The sequence below is a fragment of the Bacillus sp. YKCMOAS1 genome (assembly GCF_030268125.1).
GTDB lineage: Bacteria > Bacillota > Bacilli > Bacillales > Bacillaceae > Bacillus > Bacillus safensis.
Window position 1 is genome coordinate 523,353 of record NZ_BSEI01000003.1, and the last position, 16,575, is coordinate 539,927.

Sequence of the window (16,575 nt, forward strand, 5' to 3'; positions counted from 1 at the left end):
AGTTTCGTTTGAATACGAATGTTGTTACAATTCGTTGTACTTTTTTAAAACTTCATTCTGTTGACTCAGATAGCGATTTTCTGCCTGCAGTCTCTCTAATTCGGAAGAGTACTCGGAACCCTTTCCATAGGTATATTGTTTTCCAACAGACTGTTCGAACCGGTGTGTATCCCCAGCCTTATGCCACCTCACCCATGTCTGAACCTGCGTCTTATTCTTCATATTCAATCCCTGCATGACCTCTTTCATAGATACGCCTGCCGATCTCATGGCTACATCCTTCTGTTTGACTTCAACCGGATAACTGATCCTTGTCCCCATAGAAAAAACACCTCCACGTTTTATTTCGGATTACAACGATCCGTTTTCAAACTTGAAGGTGTTTTTTATTTATCTCACTTTATGGGGTCAGTCCCCGTATAGCAGAGGTGCTTTTTTCATTATCTCTTCACAACAATGGTACTTGCAATCAAATCGTGAAGTGCTTGTTTTTTTTCTGTGAAAAACGCAATGATGTAGCCAATACATAAGATTGGAGACAAAAAGCCTTTTGCAAAAAAGCGGCCTGTCGCGCGCCCGAATGTTATTTTTTCACCCGTTACTTTTGTCACTTTAATTCCAAGAGCCATCTTGCCAAGAGTTCCTTGCAGCTTTGATGATTCCATGATCGCATAATACAGCCAAGTCACCGCGATACCGACTAAGATCGTTACGCCATAGAAAAAGAAAAAGCCCATAATGACAGCCCATTCTTCATCCGTAATCACCGTTGAAGAATAGTAATAGCTATCATCATACATTAAAAATGCCGCCTCAGGGCTTGAGACAAAAAAGAGTGTTGCCAGAATAAATACAATGAATGAAAATGGTACACTAATAATGATACCGTCCAAAAGATGTGCAAGAAAACGATAGCCTACGCCTGCTAACTCAGGATGCTTCTTTTCTAGAATGTGTGGTTCTGTTATGTTGGTTTCCATCCTATTTCTCCTTTATTATGTATGTTTTCTATAAATTTCTTATAATCATTCGTTATTATATCCTATGAATATAGCAAGATCAATGCAGCTTTACACTTTTACATACATTTTAGATCAGTTTGATCTAAATGATTTATGTGAATAAATACTGAAAATTTGTGAAAATCATGGCACTTCTAGTTCTTTTACCTCCTGATTTTTTAACATTTTGTGATATTTTCGTCTTGTTTCCATTCTTCTGTTGACAATGATTCTTCAAATGGTACAATAGTCAAGGATTTTTTAAAGAAAGGTGTTCATGATGGGAACTGTCGTATTATTAAAGAACAACGAAATGACTGTAATTGAAGATATTTGCGAAGCTGATTATTTAGATATGAAGCATGGTTTGTCAAACGATGACACAGCTTATATCTCTTGGTACGAAGACTACGATACTGCTTATGGATATTGATTTCATTTCATAGATGAAGCGTAAAAAAAGGCGATACAACCAGAGAATAGGTTGATCGCCTTTTTTACGTTTGTAAACTTCTTTCACTTTCAGGTTCCACATGAATAAAGATTTGCGCATGCGTAAATTCGAGCTGAATCTTCTCTTCAATTCGATCACATAATTGGTGAACATCTTCAATGGTTGTCTTTCCATCTACAATCAAATGGAAATCAATATATTCCTCTGCACCAGACCGCCTTGTTCGAAAGTCATGATATTCAATGAATTCTTGACTGAATCCTTGAATGATCGCTTCAATTGATTGTTCTTCCTCTGGTGTTAAACGAGCATCAACAAGCGGCGGGAAGGCTTCCTTCATGAGTTTAAACGCTTCACGCATAATAAAGAGGGCCAGAATCATTCCAATGATCGGATCTAGGAAATACCAGTCGGTTAATGCTACAAGCAATAAACTGAATGCCACCCCTAGTGACGTATACACATCCGTTAAAAGGTGCAATGCATTTGATTTCATGGCGACTGAATGTACTCGCTCAGCCTCTTTGTTCACAATCCTCGATACAACAAAATTGATGAGCGCGCCTAGCAGCATGACCACAATGCCAAGCACGGGTAGCTTAACTGGCTCTGGATGCATTAATTTGTGAACACATTCGTATATAATCCAAATGCCAGCAACGAAAATCAGCAGGGTCTCAATCGTTCCAGAAATATTTTCGACTTTTCCATGTCCATAAGGATGTTTAGAATCTGCTGGCTTTCTTGAAATACGAACAGAAATAAATGCAATAAACGACGCCATTAAATCGAGAAACGAATGAATGGCTTCTGATAAAACCGCAACAGATCCGGTTAAGAGACCCACAATGATTTTTAAGATGACAACAAATGTGTTGCTCAGCACGGATAGAAACGCGATTTTCGATGTCTTCGCTGATTGTTCCATCTATCGTCCTCCTTTAGGAGATCGTATGTCTATGAAAGCAATTCCCATGACCATGATTCTCACGTTCTTTCAGTTTACGCAGTTTTGCCGTTTTCTAATCATTCTCATCACAGCCTGTATTTTCTCTTGAGGTTACGCTATAATAAATGTTGCTCTTTCTTTAATATATCACTCATGCGGTGATGGATAGGAGAATAGACTACATATAACGATATCCAGTGCCTTTCGCAGGTGACATTTATGCAGTGAATGGTAAAATAGGATAAAAACATAAATTTTTAAGGTGATGAGAAATGGAGCATTTGCTGAATCCAAGAGTAAAGGATATTGAAATTTCAGGCATTCGAACATTTTCAAATCTCGTATCGTCATATGAGGATGTCGTTTCATTGACGATAGGCCAGCCCGATTTTTATACGCCGCATCATGTCAAAACAGCTGCCAAAGCAGCCATTGACGAGAATTTCACCTCATACACTCACAATGCTGGTTTCCTAGAGCTAAGACAAGCGATTTCGCATTATATCAAGAAGAAAGTGAATCTTGATTATGATGCAGAGTCAGAAATCATTGTGACAACAGGTGCAAGTCAAGCAATTGATGCTGCGTTTCGAACCATTTTAACAGAAGGCGACGAGGTCATTTTACCTGGACCTGTATACCCCGGATATGAACCGATCATTCGAATGTGTGGTGCCATGCCCGTACATATTGACACAACGAATGCCGGCTTTAAATTGAATGCCAAGCTGATTGAGGATGCATTAACGGAAAAGACAAAGTGTGTGGTTCTTCCTTACCCTTCAAACCCGACTGGTGTCACGCTTTCAGAAGAAGAATTGAAAGAAATTGCCCAGCTCCTTGAAGGAAAAGACATCTTTATTTTATCCGATGAAATTTACAGTGAGCTGACATTTGACCGGCCGCATCATTCAATTGCCTCTTTCTTAAAAGAACAGACCATTGTCATCAATGGACTGTCTAAATCTCATAGCATGACTGGATGGAGAATTGGCTTTTTATTTGCTTCAGCTCCAATTGCTAAACATGTATTAAAAGTACATCAATATAACGTGTCTTGTGCCTCGGCTGTCTCACAAAAGGCGGCACTTGAAGCTGTGACAAATGGTGTGGATGATGCACTGATCATGAGAGAGCAATATAAGAAAAGACTCGATTATGTATATGATCGGCTCATTTCTATGGGGCTTCCGGTGATTAAACCTTCTGGCGCTTTTTATATTTTTCCATCCATTGAATCGTTTGGGATGAGTTCCTTTGATTTTTGCATGGAGCTGTTAGAAAGTACAAGACTTGCGGTCGTCCCAGGCTCTGCTTTCTCTCCACTCGGCGAAGGGTATGTGCGCCTGTCTTATGCTTATTCACTTGAAACGCTGAAAGAAGGACTTGACCGGCTAGAACAATTTGTACTTGAAAAACGTTCCATTCATTCGCTAGATTGAAACAACGGCTCTCTTGCCGTTGTTTTTATTTTGCAGGAAACGTGATGTGAAATACGGTGCCCTTTTCAGGCTGACTATCCACACGGATCGTCCCGTTATGATTTTCTAAAATATTAAATGTGACCATAAGGCCAAGTCCAGTTCCTTTTTCCTTTGTGGTTAAAAAGGGCTCTCCAATCCGTTTCATCACCGCTTCTGGAATGCCGACTCCTTCATCACGAATGGTGACAAGTATTCCATCACTTTCTGCTTTGGCCGTGATGTCTACCTTTCCTCCGTCCGGCATGGATTCTACGGCATTTTTGATTAAATTGATAAACACTTGCTTGAGCTGATTTTGATCCCCGTTCATCAGGAGACCTTCCTCTATCTCACTTGTGTTCATTAAAATGCCATTTAAGTTCGCTTGTGTTTCTAACAAAGCCGTGACTTCGCTGATGATTTTTTTCAAATCAAGCGTCTGCATTGAGGACGTTTGCTGCGGTTTCGCCAGCATTAGCAGTTCACTCAAGATAATTTCTATTCGGCTCAGCTCAGAGAAAACAATCTCGAAGTATTGATCGCGATCCTTTGTTTTCGGTTTAATGAGCTGTAAAAAGCCTTTGATGGCGGTCAATGGATTTCTGATTTCATGTGCAATGCCAGCCGCCAATTGACCTGCGATCGATAATTTTTCAGAGCGGAGCATGAGCTCTTCTGTCTGCTTACGTTCGGATATATCTCTTAAAATAATTTGAACCGCTGTTTCTCCAAAGAATGTAGTTGGGATACATACCATTTCTGTATAAATCAGCTTATGCTTAAACGTATGACAGCTCATCGTGACAATCTCGGAATCTGATGCTCTTTCAATAATACGAGATAAGCTCTTTTTGACCTTCTGCTGATCACAGGAATGAATTTGATGAAAGATATCCTTTCCTATTAATTTATCGTAATGCTCGGCTTCAAATAATTTAATACCTGATTCATTCATAAACACCCATTTGTGATCATGGATGACTGCAATCGTGTCAATGGAGTTTTGAATGAGCAGCTGATACCTTTCCCGGCTTTTTTGAAGAACAGTTTGGAATTTTTTACGGGATGAGATGTCTACGAGCAGCAAAAGCTCTGCCCGTTGATTTTGATAAATCGTCGGTGATGACTTTACCTCAATATGAATACTGCTCCCATCTTTACGCTTCCATATCTGTTCAATCATTCCGACTGGAAGACCTTGCTGCAGCCTTGTTATCCGGCTTCTGACAATATCATGGTACTCTTCAGCAATAAAATCAAACGCGGACTTGCCGATCATGTCATCTCTTGCACTTACCCCCATTAATTGCAGCATCGCATCATTCGCATACACAATTTTCCCTAAAGTCGTAATACATAACGGATTTGGCAGCATGGCAATCAATTGTTCAGCTTCACTGACATTTTGGAAAGCCGGCAGACTGCCTAGCGACTGTTCTACTACTTTTGATGCTTCTTGAAATGCTGCTTTTTGGGGCTTAGTATCCAGCACCCTCATTTTCAGGATCATTTCTCTACTTACTTCGTTGTCTAACCCATCACAAGCAACAAAATCAATGCTTGCTTCGACCCATACAGCTGTCAGATCACTTCTTAGCAGTCTAAAGTGGCAAACCTCTAGCATGTGCTGATTGTAAAAATAACTTTCGACGAGAAATTGATCTTCGGTATGAACAAAGTCTTTCAAAAAACACCCTAGTAAATCCTTTTGTTCATAGAGCAAAAGCTGCTTACAGTTGGAAGAAATGTAGAGAAAGCGGCCATTAGAAGAAAGAACGGCATGTAAATCGATGTTCGAATACAATTGATTCGAATCTTTCATTTGTTGTTCCATCGTCGTCCGACCCTCCTTTTCATTTTTTAGGGTTGTCCTTAGATTGATGTATAAAAAAGATTCGCTAGAAAACCCGTATTTTCCTTCTGTCATCGAGGGAAACGTCCATATTTTCAGCAAAAAGGGAGCACTTTCTGCTGCTGTGCTCCCTGCGGTTTATTGTTTTTCATATTTCTTTTGTAATTCAACGTACTTATCCACAATTTTACTTGGGATGTTTTTAATGACAGGATCTTTATCTGAAACATAAGGTGTCACGACACTAAACGCCACCTCTGGATTAGAAGAAGGATAATATCCTCCAAAGGTTAAATTGTACGTGGCATTCCCCCACCAGCTGCGGTTGGCGCCATAGTAGAAGGTTTGCGCTGTACCCGTTTTTCCTGCGACATCATGCTGACCAAACCGGCCAGCGGCAGTTCCGCCTGTTGATGTGACCATTTTCAGTCCTGTTTTTACGCGGTCAATATCCGCTTTCGAGTTGTTAATCGTGTTCAGCACCTTCGGCTCATATTTTTTTACGACTGGGCCTACTTCATCCTTCTTCGTTGGAAGGTGTACGCTTTTCACTACTCTTGGCTGAATACGGCTGCCTCCGTTGGCGATCGTCGACATATATTGCGCAACTTGAAGCGGGGTATACGTGTCATACTGACCAATTGCTTCATCAAGCAAGAGTCCGCCGACCGTCTTAGGATGCGTCTGCATCCCGCTTGATTCCTGCGGCAGATCGATCCCTGTTTTCACACCAAGACCGAATTGCGCATAATAGTTTCTCATTTTTTGTAAGTGCTCAGGCCTTGCAGGTAACGGACCATCCTTTTGATAGGTGATGCCCGCCATTCTCATCGCTACTTGGAACATGTAGACGTTGGAACTTTTTTGGAGTGCCTGAATGTCGTTAACCCATCCAAGAACTTTGTAGGACCTCTTCGGTTTCCCCCCACTCCCTGCAAAATAGAGCGGTGTATCCATATAAGCTTGGTTGTGTGACATGCCGTCTTGATAACCGCCAAGTACTGTGGCTCCTTTGACAACAGAGCCCATTTCATACTGAGTCGTAAATGTTCCGATCGCATAATCTGTGACGTCTCTGCCGTCCATTTTCTTGCCCGACATGGCGAGAACATCCCCTGTGTGTGGATCCATCATGACGACAAAGGCACGATCCATCATATAGTTTCTCGCGCTGGCCGATCTAAGCTCTGATTCAACGATTTTGTCGACTTCCTTTTGCAGCTCCATATCAAATGTCAGCGCAAGATCAAGTCCTCTTCGCCCTTCTGTCCGCTTGATTTCATCGAGCAGCTTCCCGCCAACCTGTGTATATTGAACGGTTGCTTTCTCAGGGTTTAGAAAATCCTCATATTGATATTCTAAATAGCTCTTCCCTACACGGTCATTTCGCGAGTAGCCTCTTGCCATATAGTAATCTTCACGTTCTTTAATGATTCCTTGCTCTGGTGTGGTCACACCGCCAAGTACATTATAAAGGGTCTTTTCATACGGATATTTTCTTGTCCAGTCGTTGATGACGTTCACACCAGGAAGTTCATCAAGATGCTCTGAGACAAGTGAAATCTCTTCATAGGTCAAGCTCATGGATGAAGTCTGTTTTGATTCTTTCGTTTCATCGAGTAAAGCAACTTTTTCGTCCCCTTTTTTCTCTTCGTTTGGGTCCATTGCCTTTACGATTTGAGGTTCAAAGGCATATCCGCCTGTAAATCTACGGTAGATCGCTGCAACAGCTTTTTCCTCCGCATCCTTTTCGATCGCTTTGACTTCTTTCTTTGGGACACGCTCTACTTGAAGCGGATAGACATCCTTTGCATCGATATCCTTTTTCTCCGCTTTTGAAATGAGCTTATCCGCTTCTTTCGGATGGCTCGCCAGCCAAAAATCCCGAATGTCACGCTCTCTCAAAAAATCAGTATCCATTTTTATATAAGTCGCAAGTTTTCTTGCTACCTTAATCTTATCCTTCGCTTTCACACCGCTTTCTGATGTATAAACGATGGCAGGTACACTTTCGTTATCAACGACGACTCTTCCTCTCGCGTCATACATTTTTCCTCTTGGAGACGGGTATGATGCCGTTTTGACCTCTGTTCGGTTGGCTTGCTTTTTATAATCTTCACCATTGACGATTTGCAGCACACCAAGCTTGATCACAAGTCCAGCAAATAAACTAAATACAGCGAAGAAAAAGAGATTAATCCTCCAGGCGTTCCGGCGCTTGATTCTTTTCTGCTCGGCAGCACCTTGATGCTGTTTCTCTCCCACTTATGTAGCTCCTCTCATCCTTTTCAATCTTTTACAATTACCACTCATTATTGTAACACTTTTGTAATAGTTGTTACAGCGAAACGAGTGAAAAAAAGCTGTCAATCCCTAATCTGCAAAAAAATATACTAACACTTTAAAATATTGGTATGTTTATGTCGTTTTCTTTAAATGGAAGGATACCCCACCCTTTGATATGAAGAGGCTCTTACTATGACTTTAACAAAAATGACAAACTGGCATTGTCAATGGAGGATGCTGGTACGTTTATAACAAAAAGTCCATGGTATGATTTTTTGTGAGAAAACAAAACAAAGATTTTAGGAGGAGTTACAATATGAAGAAGAAATCATTCTTTTTTTCAGCGCTGACAGCTGCTGCACTCATCACATTCACTGGGGGACATTCAGCTGATGCGAAGGAGCTTAACCTGAAACAAGTGATAAACGTACAGCATCAAGCCATTGATCTTCATACATTAGCAGCAAAATTACATATCTCTTCAGATGTAAACAAGCTAAGCAAGTCAAATCAAAAAGAGATCGAAGCTCTATTAAACAAGCTGATCAAAAGCGGTCAACCTGTTACTGGAACAAAAGTAGTAAAAGAAGTAAACAAAGCAAAACAAGAACAAAAACAAGAATCAGTGAAAAAACCAACTGCTTCTAAACCAAGCACTCCAGCAAAAGAAAACACAAACAGCAATAGCAACACAAAAGCTGACCAAAAAGACACAAATGCATCAAAAGTAGACAGCAGCTTAAATGCATTTGAAAAAGAAGTGGTCGAGCTTACAAATAAAGAGCGTGCAAAGCAAGGCTTAAAAGCACTTTCTGTTGATTCTAAATTAAGCAAATCTGCTCGCGCAAAATCTCAAGATATGAAAGATAAAAACTATTTCTCTCATACAAGCCCAACTTATGGATCTCCATTTGATCAAATGAAGCAATTCGGTATCACTTACAAATCAGCAGGTGAAAACATTGCCCAAGGTCAAAGATCTCCTCAAGAAGTTGTGACAGCATGGATGAACAGTGAAGGCCACAGAGCGAACATTTTAAACAAAAGCTATACACATATCGGTGTTGGTTATGTGAAATCTGGCAACTACTGGACGCAGCAATTCATCGGAAAATAATATCAAAAAAACCTGTCCTTATTTGGGACAGGTTTTTAATTTGTCTACTTTTTCAGCAATGCGAGGGCTTGTTTACACGCTGCAAACTGTTCCACATAGGCGGGGCAGTTTTTTATTTGACCCATAATTTATAGATACTTTGGGTCCCGCTGTTTTCTTCGCCCTGTTCGCTCAGCTTTTCATAAAGTGACTTCGCAAGTGAGAGCCCTGGCATTTCTTCCCCCATCAGCTCTGCTTCTTCAAGTGCAATGCCCATATCCTTGATAAAATGCTTTACATAAAACCCTGGCGCGAAATCGCCTTTCAGCATTCTTGGTGCAAGGTTTGACAAAGACCAGCTGCCAGCTGCACCTGTTGTGATGCTTTTGAGCACCTGCTCTGGATCAAGCCCTGATTTTTCCGCATATGCCATTGCCTCTGCGACACCGACCATCCCCGCTGCAATGGCAATTTGGTTACACATTTTTGTATGCTGACCGCTTCCTGCCGGTCCTTGATATTGAATGTTTTCACCCATTTGCTCAAATACCGGCAGGCAGGCTTCATAGGCAGACCTTTCTCCGCCGATCATAATGGCCAGCGTGCCATTTTGAGCGCCTATGTCTCCGCCTGATACAGGTGCATCTAATGCAAATACACCTCTTTCCTTCGCTTTCAACTCAATTTCTTTTGCAAGCTGAGGCTTCGAGGTCGTCATATCAATGAGATATGTTCCAGGCGCGGCATGTGCCACAAGCCCATCTTCACCTAAATAGATCTCTTCTACATCCGATGGATATCCCACCATTGTGATGACGGCATCTGCACTTTCTGCAATGTCCCTTACTGCCGGCTTCCATGACGCCCCTTTTTGAATCAATGCGTCTGCTTTTGCTTTCGTTCTTGTATAAACGAGAACTTCATAGCCTGCATCCATTAAATGTCCTGCCATACTGCGCCCCATTACACCGATTCCTATAAAACCAACCGTTTTGATTTGTGCCATCACTTGTTCCTCCTTAAAGAGACTTTGTCAAGCCACCATCAATGATCAGTGTTTGACCTGTCATATATGTATTGGCTTCAGATAAAAGAAAAGCTGCATATGCTGCAAATTCCTCTGGCTGTCCATAGCGGCCAAGCGGGATGGCTTGTTCAGCCTGTGCTTTGATTTCTTCAACCGTTCGATTCTCTCTTTGTGCGCGGTGCTTTTCCAGCTGTTTGACGCGGTCTGTTTCAATTTTTCCCGGTGCTAACGTATTGATCAAAATACCATCCTTTGCAAGCTCCTGAGCGGCTGTTTTTGTCCAGCCGGCTATAGCTGGTCTAAATGTATTCGACAGCATCAAGCCTGGGATCGGTTCTTTCACTGACATTGACGCAATGTTTAACACACGTGCACCGCGTTTTTTCAAATACGGTAATGCCTCTTTTAATAACCGAATATAGCTGAGTAAATGAAGTTGAAATGATTCGATCCAATCTTCATCTGTTAAGGTGTCAAGCGTTCCTGTTTTAGGCCCGCCTGTATTGTTCACAAGAATGTCTAGACGCTGCTCATCGCCAGCCGCCGCTTGAACAAGCGCCTTGATTTGACTGGCGTCAGATACGTCACATACTTGATAAGTCAGCTTTCCTTTGGCAAATGGAGACAGCTCGTTGACTGTTTCTTTCAGCGTTTGTTCATGTCTTCCCGAGAGCATTACATCCGCTCCCTCTTTTGCTAGAGCAAAGGCAATCGCTTTTCCGATACCTTGACTGCTTGCAGCGACCAATGCTTTTTTTCCAGTTAGTTTGACATCCATGTCAGCACCTCCTCTAGTTTTTATTTTATCATACAAAAAGAACCTTGCTCACGTCGCAAGGTTCCTTTCCGCGAATCACACCTTAAATCGGTCAACCGCCTGACGCAGTGCCTGGCTTGATTCGTTTAGCATTTCAGTTGAGGTTTTCGTTCTTTCTAACGCTTGAACTTGTTCATCTGTAGACGCATGCACTTCCTCAGCTGAGGCAGCAGATTCTTCTGAAATAGCAGCAATACTTTGAATGGATTCACTCATCTTCTGCTGTTCTTCTGTCATTTCATTGATCTGTGTATGAATGCTGTCGATTGAACCGACAAGTGCCTGCATTTCCATTGTGATGCTGCTTAGTGCCTCACCTGTTGCATTAATGGCGGCACCTTGTTCCTCATTCATTTTACTTGCTGTTGTCATCGCTTCCGCCGCTTTCTTCGATTCATCTTGAATGAGTTTGACGGTTTCGCTAATGTGTTTTGTTGACTGTGCAGATTGTTCAGCAAGCTTTCTGACTTCTTCTGCAACTACAGCAAATCCTCGTCCGCTTTCTCCTGCTCTCGCCGCTTCAATGCTTGCATTCAGTGCAAGTAAATTCGTTTGATCAGAGATTTCAGAGATAGCAGTCACGACGTTTTCAATATTTTTCGTTTTATGCTCAAGATCTAGCAGCATTTGCTCAACCTTTTTCGATTCATCGCTCGCTTGTGTTGATTTTTGGACGAGCACACCAAGTGCATCAAGCCCTTTATAGCTTGCATCTTCAGATGATTTTGAGTTGGTTTGCATTTGTGTGGCGAGCTCACCCATATGGCGCACTTTCTCATACAATTGCTCTGATTTCTCATTAATTGTTTCTGCATCTGATGCCTGCTTAGTCGCCCCTGTTGCCACCTCTTGAATGGCCGTTGCAATCTGTTCGCTAGACAGCAAGGTCTCATTTGAAATTTGGGTCACTTCATCCGCTGATTCCACAACTTGATCTGAAGCCCCTTTCACTTTTTCAATTAACTCCCTAATATCCTCAGTCATTTGATTAAAGCTTTTCGTAAGGAAACCAATTTCATCTTGGGACTTCGCTTCAAGCGTGCTTGTTAAATCGCCTTCTGACACCTTACGAGCGTGCTCTATTAGACGCTTGATTGGCGTTGTAATACTTCTTGCCAATAAGAAGCTGAGTATCATCGCAAGAATAATGGCAATAACGGATATAATGATGCTTGTCTGATTCATTTTTTCTGTAATCCAAAGCAGTTTACTTTTCTCAAAGCTGATACCAACCGTCCAACCGGCTTCTTTGATTTTAGATAAGACCGTCAGTTCTTTGCTGTCATCAATACCTGAGTTGTCAAGCGCTTTTTTCACAGAAGCGACCTTTGATATATTTTTTCCTTGCTCTGTTGGATGCGCCAAAAGGGTGCCTGTGCCATCAACTAAGAAAGCGGTCCCCTTATAAGGAATCTCTTGTTCATTGATATAGGACTGAATCGAGGACAGCTTCAAATCAAGTCCAGCGACCCCAATGACCTTTCCATCTTTGACAATCGCCTTCGTGGCTGAGACAATCACTTTTTTCGTTGCTTCATCAACATATGGATCTGTCCAAACAACCTGATCAGGCTTTTCGGCTGCTTGTTTAAACCAGCCTTGTTTAGATGGATCATAGCCTTCGCCAAGATCGAACTCTGGGAAGCCGAGCATTTTGCCATCAATTGTTCCAATATAGGTAAACGAAATGAGTTTATCCTGTTCCTGCAATTTTTTTAGTGCATCTGTTTCATAAGCTAATGTTTGTTTTGTTTGTTTTTGCGCAAATTCTTCAGTCATTGTACTTGTTGCCACTTTGTTAATGGTATTGCCGTAATTATCAAGCTTTTCTGTAATGATATCTTTCATGCTTTCTGCCGTTGCTGCTGCGGTGGTCTTTGCATCTCGTTCAATAAGTGGTCTTAACACTAAGTTAGAACCCACTTGAACAGCCACGACGGTTAAAATTAAAATAACTGAGATGAAAACAGCTATTCTCACTTGAAGTTTCTTAAACATCTCCTCACACCCCTACATCTACTTCACACCTTATTTTATATATCGGCAAAATGGATAAAGCATTCAATAGTTGTAAGAAAATTTAAATAGAAAAAAACAAGCCCTATAGGCTTGCTTTAAGTAAAATATTCAATTTTTGCGGAAGGAAAGTACTGATCAATATATGATTCTAACGTCTCTCTTAGTTCTTGTTCCTCATCTTTTTGGTAGATATATTTCCCAATCCCATATCTCCCCCACTTGTATCGTCTTTTTTCTTCATCCAATTCTAATTTAGATTTCGGGTAGTTTTTTTGAATCACACGCTTTGCTGGTTTTGTAAAGCGATGCTGAATCATCTCAAAGGTGATATCGTCTCTCACATCATCAGGAAGGGCTGCATCGAGCTTTTCAAAAAGAACTTTATAGCCTTCCTGCCAGCCTTCGTGGATGTAGATGGGGGCAATAATAAAGCCAAGAGGATAGCCTGCCTTTGCGACCTTAACAGCCGCTTCAATCCGCTGATCAAGCGGTGATGTACCAGGCTCGAAATATTTAATGACATAATCGGCATTGATACTAAAACGGAATCTTGTCCGGCCATTATGCTTTGCATCTAAAAGATGATCAACATGATGGAATTTCGTGACAAAGCGAAGCTTTCCTAGGTCGGTCTGCCCAAAGTATTCAATCGCTCGTTTGAGTGTATGTGTCAAATGGTCAATTCCTACGATGTCTGAAGTACATGATGCTTCAAATCTTGTGATATCTGGCGCTCGCTCGTTCATGTACTGCTCAGCCTGATCTAATATTTCTTCTACATTGACGTACGTTCGAATGTAAGGCTTACTTCCCATTGTTGTTTGCAAATAGCAATAATGACAATGTCCCATACATCCTGTTGCAAATGGGATCGCATACTCTGCAGATGGTTTAGAGGAGTCAAACTTCAATGTCTTTCTCACACCAATGACAAGCGTTGACTTTGCGTTACGATACTTTTGCAGGTCATTTTTTCCCGGAATATTTCTTACCTGGTTGTGTGAGGTCGTTTCTCTTATTTCGATTCCCATACCCTCGAACTTTTCCTTCAGCTCTCGTCCTAACGGGTACTCTAACGCCCGGGGTTCAATGTAAACAAGCTGGGGGACGAAAGGTTTGATCATATTAAGCACATCCTTACCTTTAACGTTTTTATACCGTTACTTTAACCGCACAGGATGGCTTTTATCCTTTCTAAAATCTCCCTTATTCAAACAAGTCTTGATAAAGGGCTTCTGCTTCTTCATATGTTGGAAAAACAGCATCATCAGGTGCTAGTGGATGATACGTTTCAAGTAAAAAGAGGGCAAGCTCTTCTTCGTTGTAAGGATGTGAAACAATTTCAGCTTCTTTAATTTGTGCTACGTTTGCAGCATGTGGATTTCGATAAATGACATATACTTGATCACCTGGTTTATAGTCTGAGAAAGGCAATCTGGTCACCTCCATTTTTTAATAATAGGGTGCCCTTCTCACTGCCCAATATGACTCAATATGATAAAATTCGACAAAAAAACCAGACAGTTTCACCTGTCTGGTTTTCATTCACTTAGTTCTGTTGAAATGTTTCCTTGACGAAATCAACCACTTCTTCTGTTGTGCTAAGTGATAAAATATGCTCTTTAAATGATGCAGCTTCTTCCTTAGATAGCTTGCTTAGCTGTGTTCTAGCTGGAAGAATGGATGTTGCACTCATTGAGAATTCATCTAATCCTAATCCAAGTAGAAGCGGGATTGCGATTTCATCTCCTGCCATCTCACCGCACATGCCGACCCATTTACCCTCTTTATGCGCTGCTTCAATCACAAGCGTAATGAGACGTAAAATTGCTGGGTTGTAAGGCTGGTAAAGATAAGACACTCGTTCGTTCATTCGATCAGCAGCCATTGTGTATTGAATCAAATCATTCGTTCCAATACTGAAGAAATCTACTTCTTTTGCAAATTGGTCTGCGATGACAGCCGTTGATGGAATTTCTACCATCATTCCGATTTCAATGGAATCAGAAACGTCTGTACCGGCGGCAACCAATGCTTCTTTTTCTTCAAGTAAAATGGCTTTTGCTTCTCTAAATTCTGATAATGTCGCGATCATAGGGAACATGATTTTCAAGTTTCCATATGTACTTGCACGAAGTAAGGCGCGTAGTTGAGTTCTGAAAATCTCCTGCTCTTCCAGGCAAAGGCGAATAGCTCTATAGCCAAGGAACGGGTTCATTTCTTTTGGAAGCTGCAAGTAAGGAAGTTCTTTATCGCCACCAATATCTAGTGTGCGAACAACCACTGCTTTCCCTTCCATCTTCTCTAGAACGGTTTTATACGCATCGAACTGCTCTTCTTCTGTAGGAAGCTGGTCTCTGCCCATGTATAAAAATTCAGTACGGTACAATCCGACTGCTTCGCCGCCATTTTCAAGTACACCTTTTACATCTTCAGGTGTTCCGATATTTGCAGCAAGCTCTACGTGAACGCCGTCTTTTGTAACCGTTGGCTGGTCAACAAGTTTCGCCCATTCCGCTTTTTGAGCTAAGTAGTCTTCATGCTTTTTTTGATACGCTTTCACTTCATCTTCAGAAGGCTGAATGATGACGTCTCCAGTAATACCATCCACAATGATTAGATCATCGTTTTTCACCGTTTTTGTTGCTTCTTTTGTCCCAACAACTGCTGGAATCTCCATAGATCTTGCCATGATCGCTGAGTGAGAAGTACGACCGCCGATATCTGTCGCAAAGCCTTTAACAAATTGTCTGTTCAGCTGAGCAGTATCAGAAGGTGTTAAATCTTCAGCTATAATGATGACTTCTTCAGAAATCATGCTTGGATTTGGAATGTCAACGCCTAGCAAATGTCCAATAACACGTTTTGTGACGTCGCGAATATCCGCTGCACGTTCCTTCATGTATTCGTTGTCCATTGCTTCGAACATTGTGACAAACATCGTCGCTGTTTCTTTTAAAGCAAATTCAGCATTTACTTTGTCAGCACTAATTTTATCCTTTACTGGGTTAAGCAGTTCAGGATCACTTAACACAAGAAGGTGGGCAGAAAAGATATCTGCTTTGTCTTGGCCAAGTTCTTTTAGCGCATGTTCTTTAATTGCTTCAAGTTCTTGTTTAGAAACATGAATTGCTTCTTCAAAACGCTTCACTTCTGTCTCTGGATCGTTGATGTCTTTTTGGTGAACTGTTAAATCTGGTTCTTCCAGACGATATGCTTTTGCAATTGCAACGCCTGCTGAAGCACCGATTCCTTTCAGTTGTTGCATTACTCGCCTAGGCCTTCACTTTTCATTGTGTCTTTAAGCGCAGCAAGTGCATCATTTTCATCAGAACCAGAAGCAGAGATTGTGATTGTAGCACCTTTCGCAATTCCTAGAGACATTACACCCATAATAGATTTCAGGTTCACTGTTTTACCATTATATTCTAAGTTGATATCAGCATCATATTTACTAGCAGTTTGTACAAGAACTGTTGCAGGACGTGCGTGAATTCCAGAATCTGCAGTTACTTTGAATGTTTGTTGAGCCATTTTTATCAATCTCCTTTTTATACAATTAATACATCCACAATATTATATCATACTGCCGAGCTTGTCATCTAACAAGA

The 16,575-nt window shown here is 41.3% G+C and carries 14 protein-coding genes and 1 pseudogene; 3 read left to right on the forward strand and 12 right to left on the reverse strand.

Features of this window, described 5'->3' with window-relative positions; translation table 11 throughout:
- Positions 1-27: 27 nt before the first annotated feature.
- Both QSJ46_RS11740 and QSJ46_RS11745 read right to left on the reverse strand, forming a co-directional pair.
- A pseudogene (locus tag QSJ46_RS11740) lies at positions 28-321 on the reverse strand (IS3 family transposase); the annotation flags it as partial.
- A 119-nt stretch (positions 322-440) separates the two neighbouring features.
- Positions 441-980 carry an RDD family protein gene (locus QSJ46_RS11745; protein ID WP_047203070.1) on the reverse strand — a complete coding sequence of 180 codons (540 nt, stop codon included), beginning with the start codon at positions 978-980 and terminating at the stop codon, positions 441-443.
- A 301-nt stretch (positions 981-1,281) separates the two neighbouring features.
- On the opposite strand from QSJ46_RS11745, the gene QSJ46_RS11750 reads away from it, so the two are divergent.
- Positions 1,282-1,434 (forward strand): hypothetical protein, encoded by a 153-nt coding sequence (locus tag QSJ46_RS11750; RefSeq protein WP_180272403.1) that lies wholly within the window; start codon positions 1,282-1,284, stop codon positions 1,432-1,434.
- 64 nt (positions 1,435-1,498) lie between these two features.
- Here QSJ46_RS11750 and QSJ46_RS11755 read toward each other — a convergent pair whose 3' ends face one another.
- Positions 1,499-2,383: a cation diffusion facilitator family transporter gene (locus tag QSJ46_RS11755; RefSeq protein WP_047203069.1), complete on the reverse strand. Its 885-nt coding sequence runs from the start codon at positions 2,381-2,383 to the stop codon at positions 1,499-1,501.
- A 293-nt stretch (positions 2,384-2,676) separates the two neighbouring features.
- Between QSJ46_RS11755 and QSJ46_RS11760 the strand changes: the two genes are divergently transcribed.
- Positions 2,677-3,846, forward strand: coding sequence for an aminotransferase A (locus tag QSJ46_RS11760; RefSeq protein WP_047203068.1), 1,170 nt, complete (start codon positions 2,677-2,679; stop codon positions 3,844-3,846).
- Between the two features lie 25 nt (positions 3,847-3,871).
- Here QSJ46_RS11760 and QSJ46_RS11765 read toward each other — a convergent pair whose 3' ends face one another.
- Together QSJ46_RS11765 and QSJ46_RS11770 are read right to left on the reverse strand one after the other, a co-directional pair.
- Positions 3,872-5,701 (reverse strand): PAS domain-containing sensor histidine kinase, encoded by a 1,830-nt coding sequence (locus tag QSJ46_RS11765; RefSeq protein WP_107163573.1) that lies wholly within the window; start codon positions 5,699-5,701, stop codon positions 3,872-3,874.
- Between the two features lie 156 nt (positions 5,702-5,857).
- Positions 5,858-7,984, reverse strand: a complete 2,127-nt coding sequence (locus QSJ46_RS11770; RefSeq protein ID WP_285604740.1) for a peptidoglycan D,D-transpeptidase FtsI family protein — start codon at positions 7,982-7,984, stop codon at positions 5,858-5,860.
- Positions 7,985-8,321: 337 nt separating this feature from the next.
- On the opposite strand from QSJ46_RS11770, the gene QSJ46_RS11775 reads away from it, so the two are divergent.
- The gene (locus QSJ46_RS11775; RefSeq protein ID WP_107163571.1) at positions 8,322-9,122 is read left to right on the forward strand and encodes a CAP domain-containing protein; all 801 of its coding nucleotides are present in this window, start codon (positions 8,322-8,324) and stop codon (positions 9,120-9,122) included.
- A 112-nt stretch (positions 9,123-9,234) separates the two neighbouring features.
- Here the strand turns inward: QSJ46_RS11775 and QSJ46_RS11780 are convergent, their stop codons facing one another.
- From QSJ46_RS11780 to QSJ46_RS11810, 7 genes are all read right to left on the reverse strand, one after another.
- Positions 9,235-10,107: an NAD(P)-dependent oxidoreductase gene (locus QSJ46_RS11780; protein WP_047203064.1), complete on the reverse strand. Its 873-nt coding sequence runs from the start codon at positions 10,105-10,107 to the stop codon at positions 9,235-9,237.
- 13 nt (positions 10,108-10,120) lie between these two features.
- On the reverse strand, positions 10,121-10,906 hold the full coding sequence (locus QSJ46_RS11785; RefSeq protein ID WP_047203063.1) for an SDR family oxidoreductase: 786 nt from the start codon (positions 10,904-10,906) through the stop codon (positions 10,121-10,123).
- Positions 10,907-10,981: 75 nt separating this feature from the next.
- A complete protein-coding gene (locus QSJ46_RS11790; protein ID WP_285604741.1) occupies positions 10,982-12,943 on the reverse strand; it encodes a methyl-accepting chemotaxis protein in 1,962 nt (653 codons plus the stop codon).
- Between the two features lie 116 nt (positions 12,944-13,059).
- Positions 13,060-14,088, reverse strand: coding sequence for a spore photoproduct lyase (gene splB, locus QSJ46_RS11795; protein ID WP_047203061.1), 1,029 nt, complete (start codon positions 14,086-14,088; stop codon positions 13,060-13,062).
- Positions 14,089-14,170: 82 nt separating this feature from the next.
- Complete coding sequence (locus tag QSJ46_RS11800; protein WP_003211490.1) at positions 14,171-14,398, reverse strand: transcriptional regulator SplA domain-containing protein; 228 nt, start codon at positions 14,396-14,398, stop codon at positions 14,171-14,173.
- 115 nt (positions 14,399-14,513) lie between these two features.
- The gene (gene ptsP, locus QSJ46_RS11805) at positions 14,514-16,232 is read right to left on the reverse strand and encodes a phosphoenolpyruvate--protein phosphotransferase (RefSeq protein ID WP_107163569.1); all 1,719 of its coding nucleotides are present in this window, start codon (positions 16,230-16,232) and stop codon (positions 14,514-14,516) included.
- Positions 16,232-16,498: a phosphocarrier protein HPr gene (locus tag QSJ46_RS11810; protein ID WP_003211078.1), complete on the reverse strand. Its 267-nt coding sequence runs from the start codon at positions 16,496-16,498 to the stop codon at positions 16,232-16,234. Before QSJ46_RS11810 ends, ptsP begins: the two co-directional genes overlap by 1 nt.
- Positions 16,499-16,575: the final 77 nt, after the last annotated feature.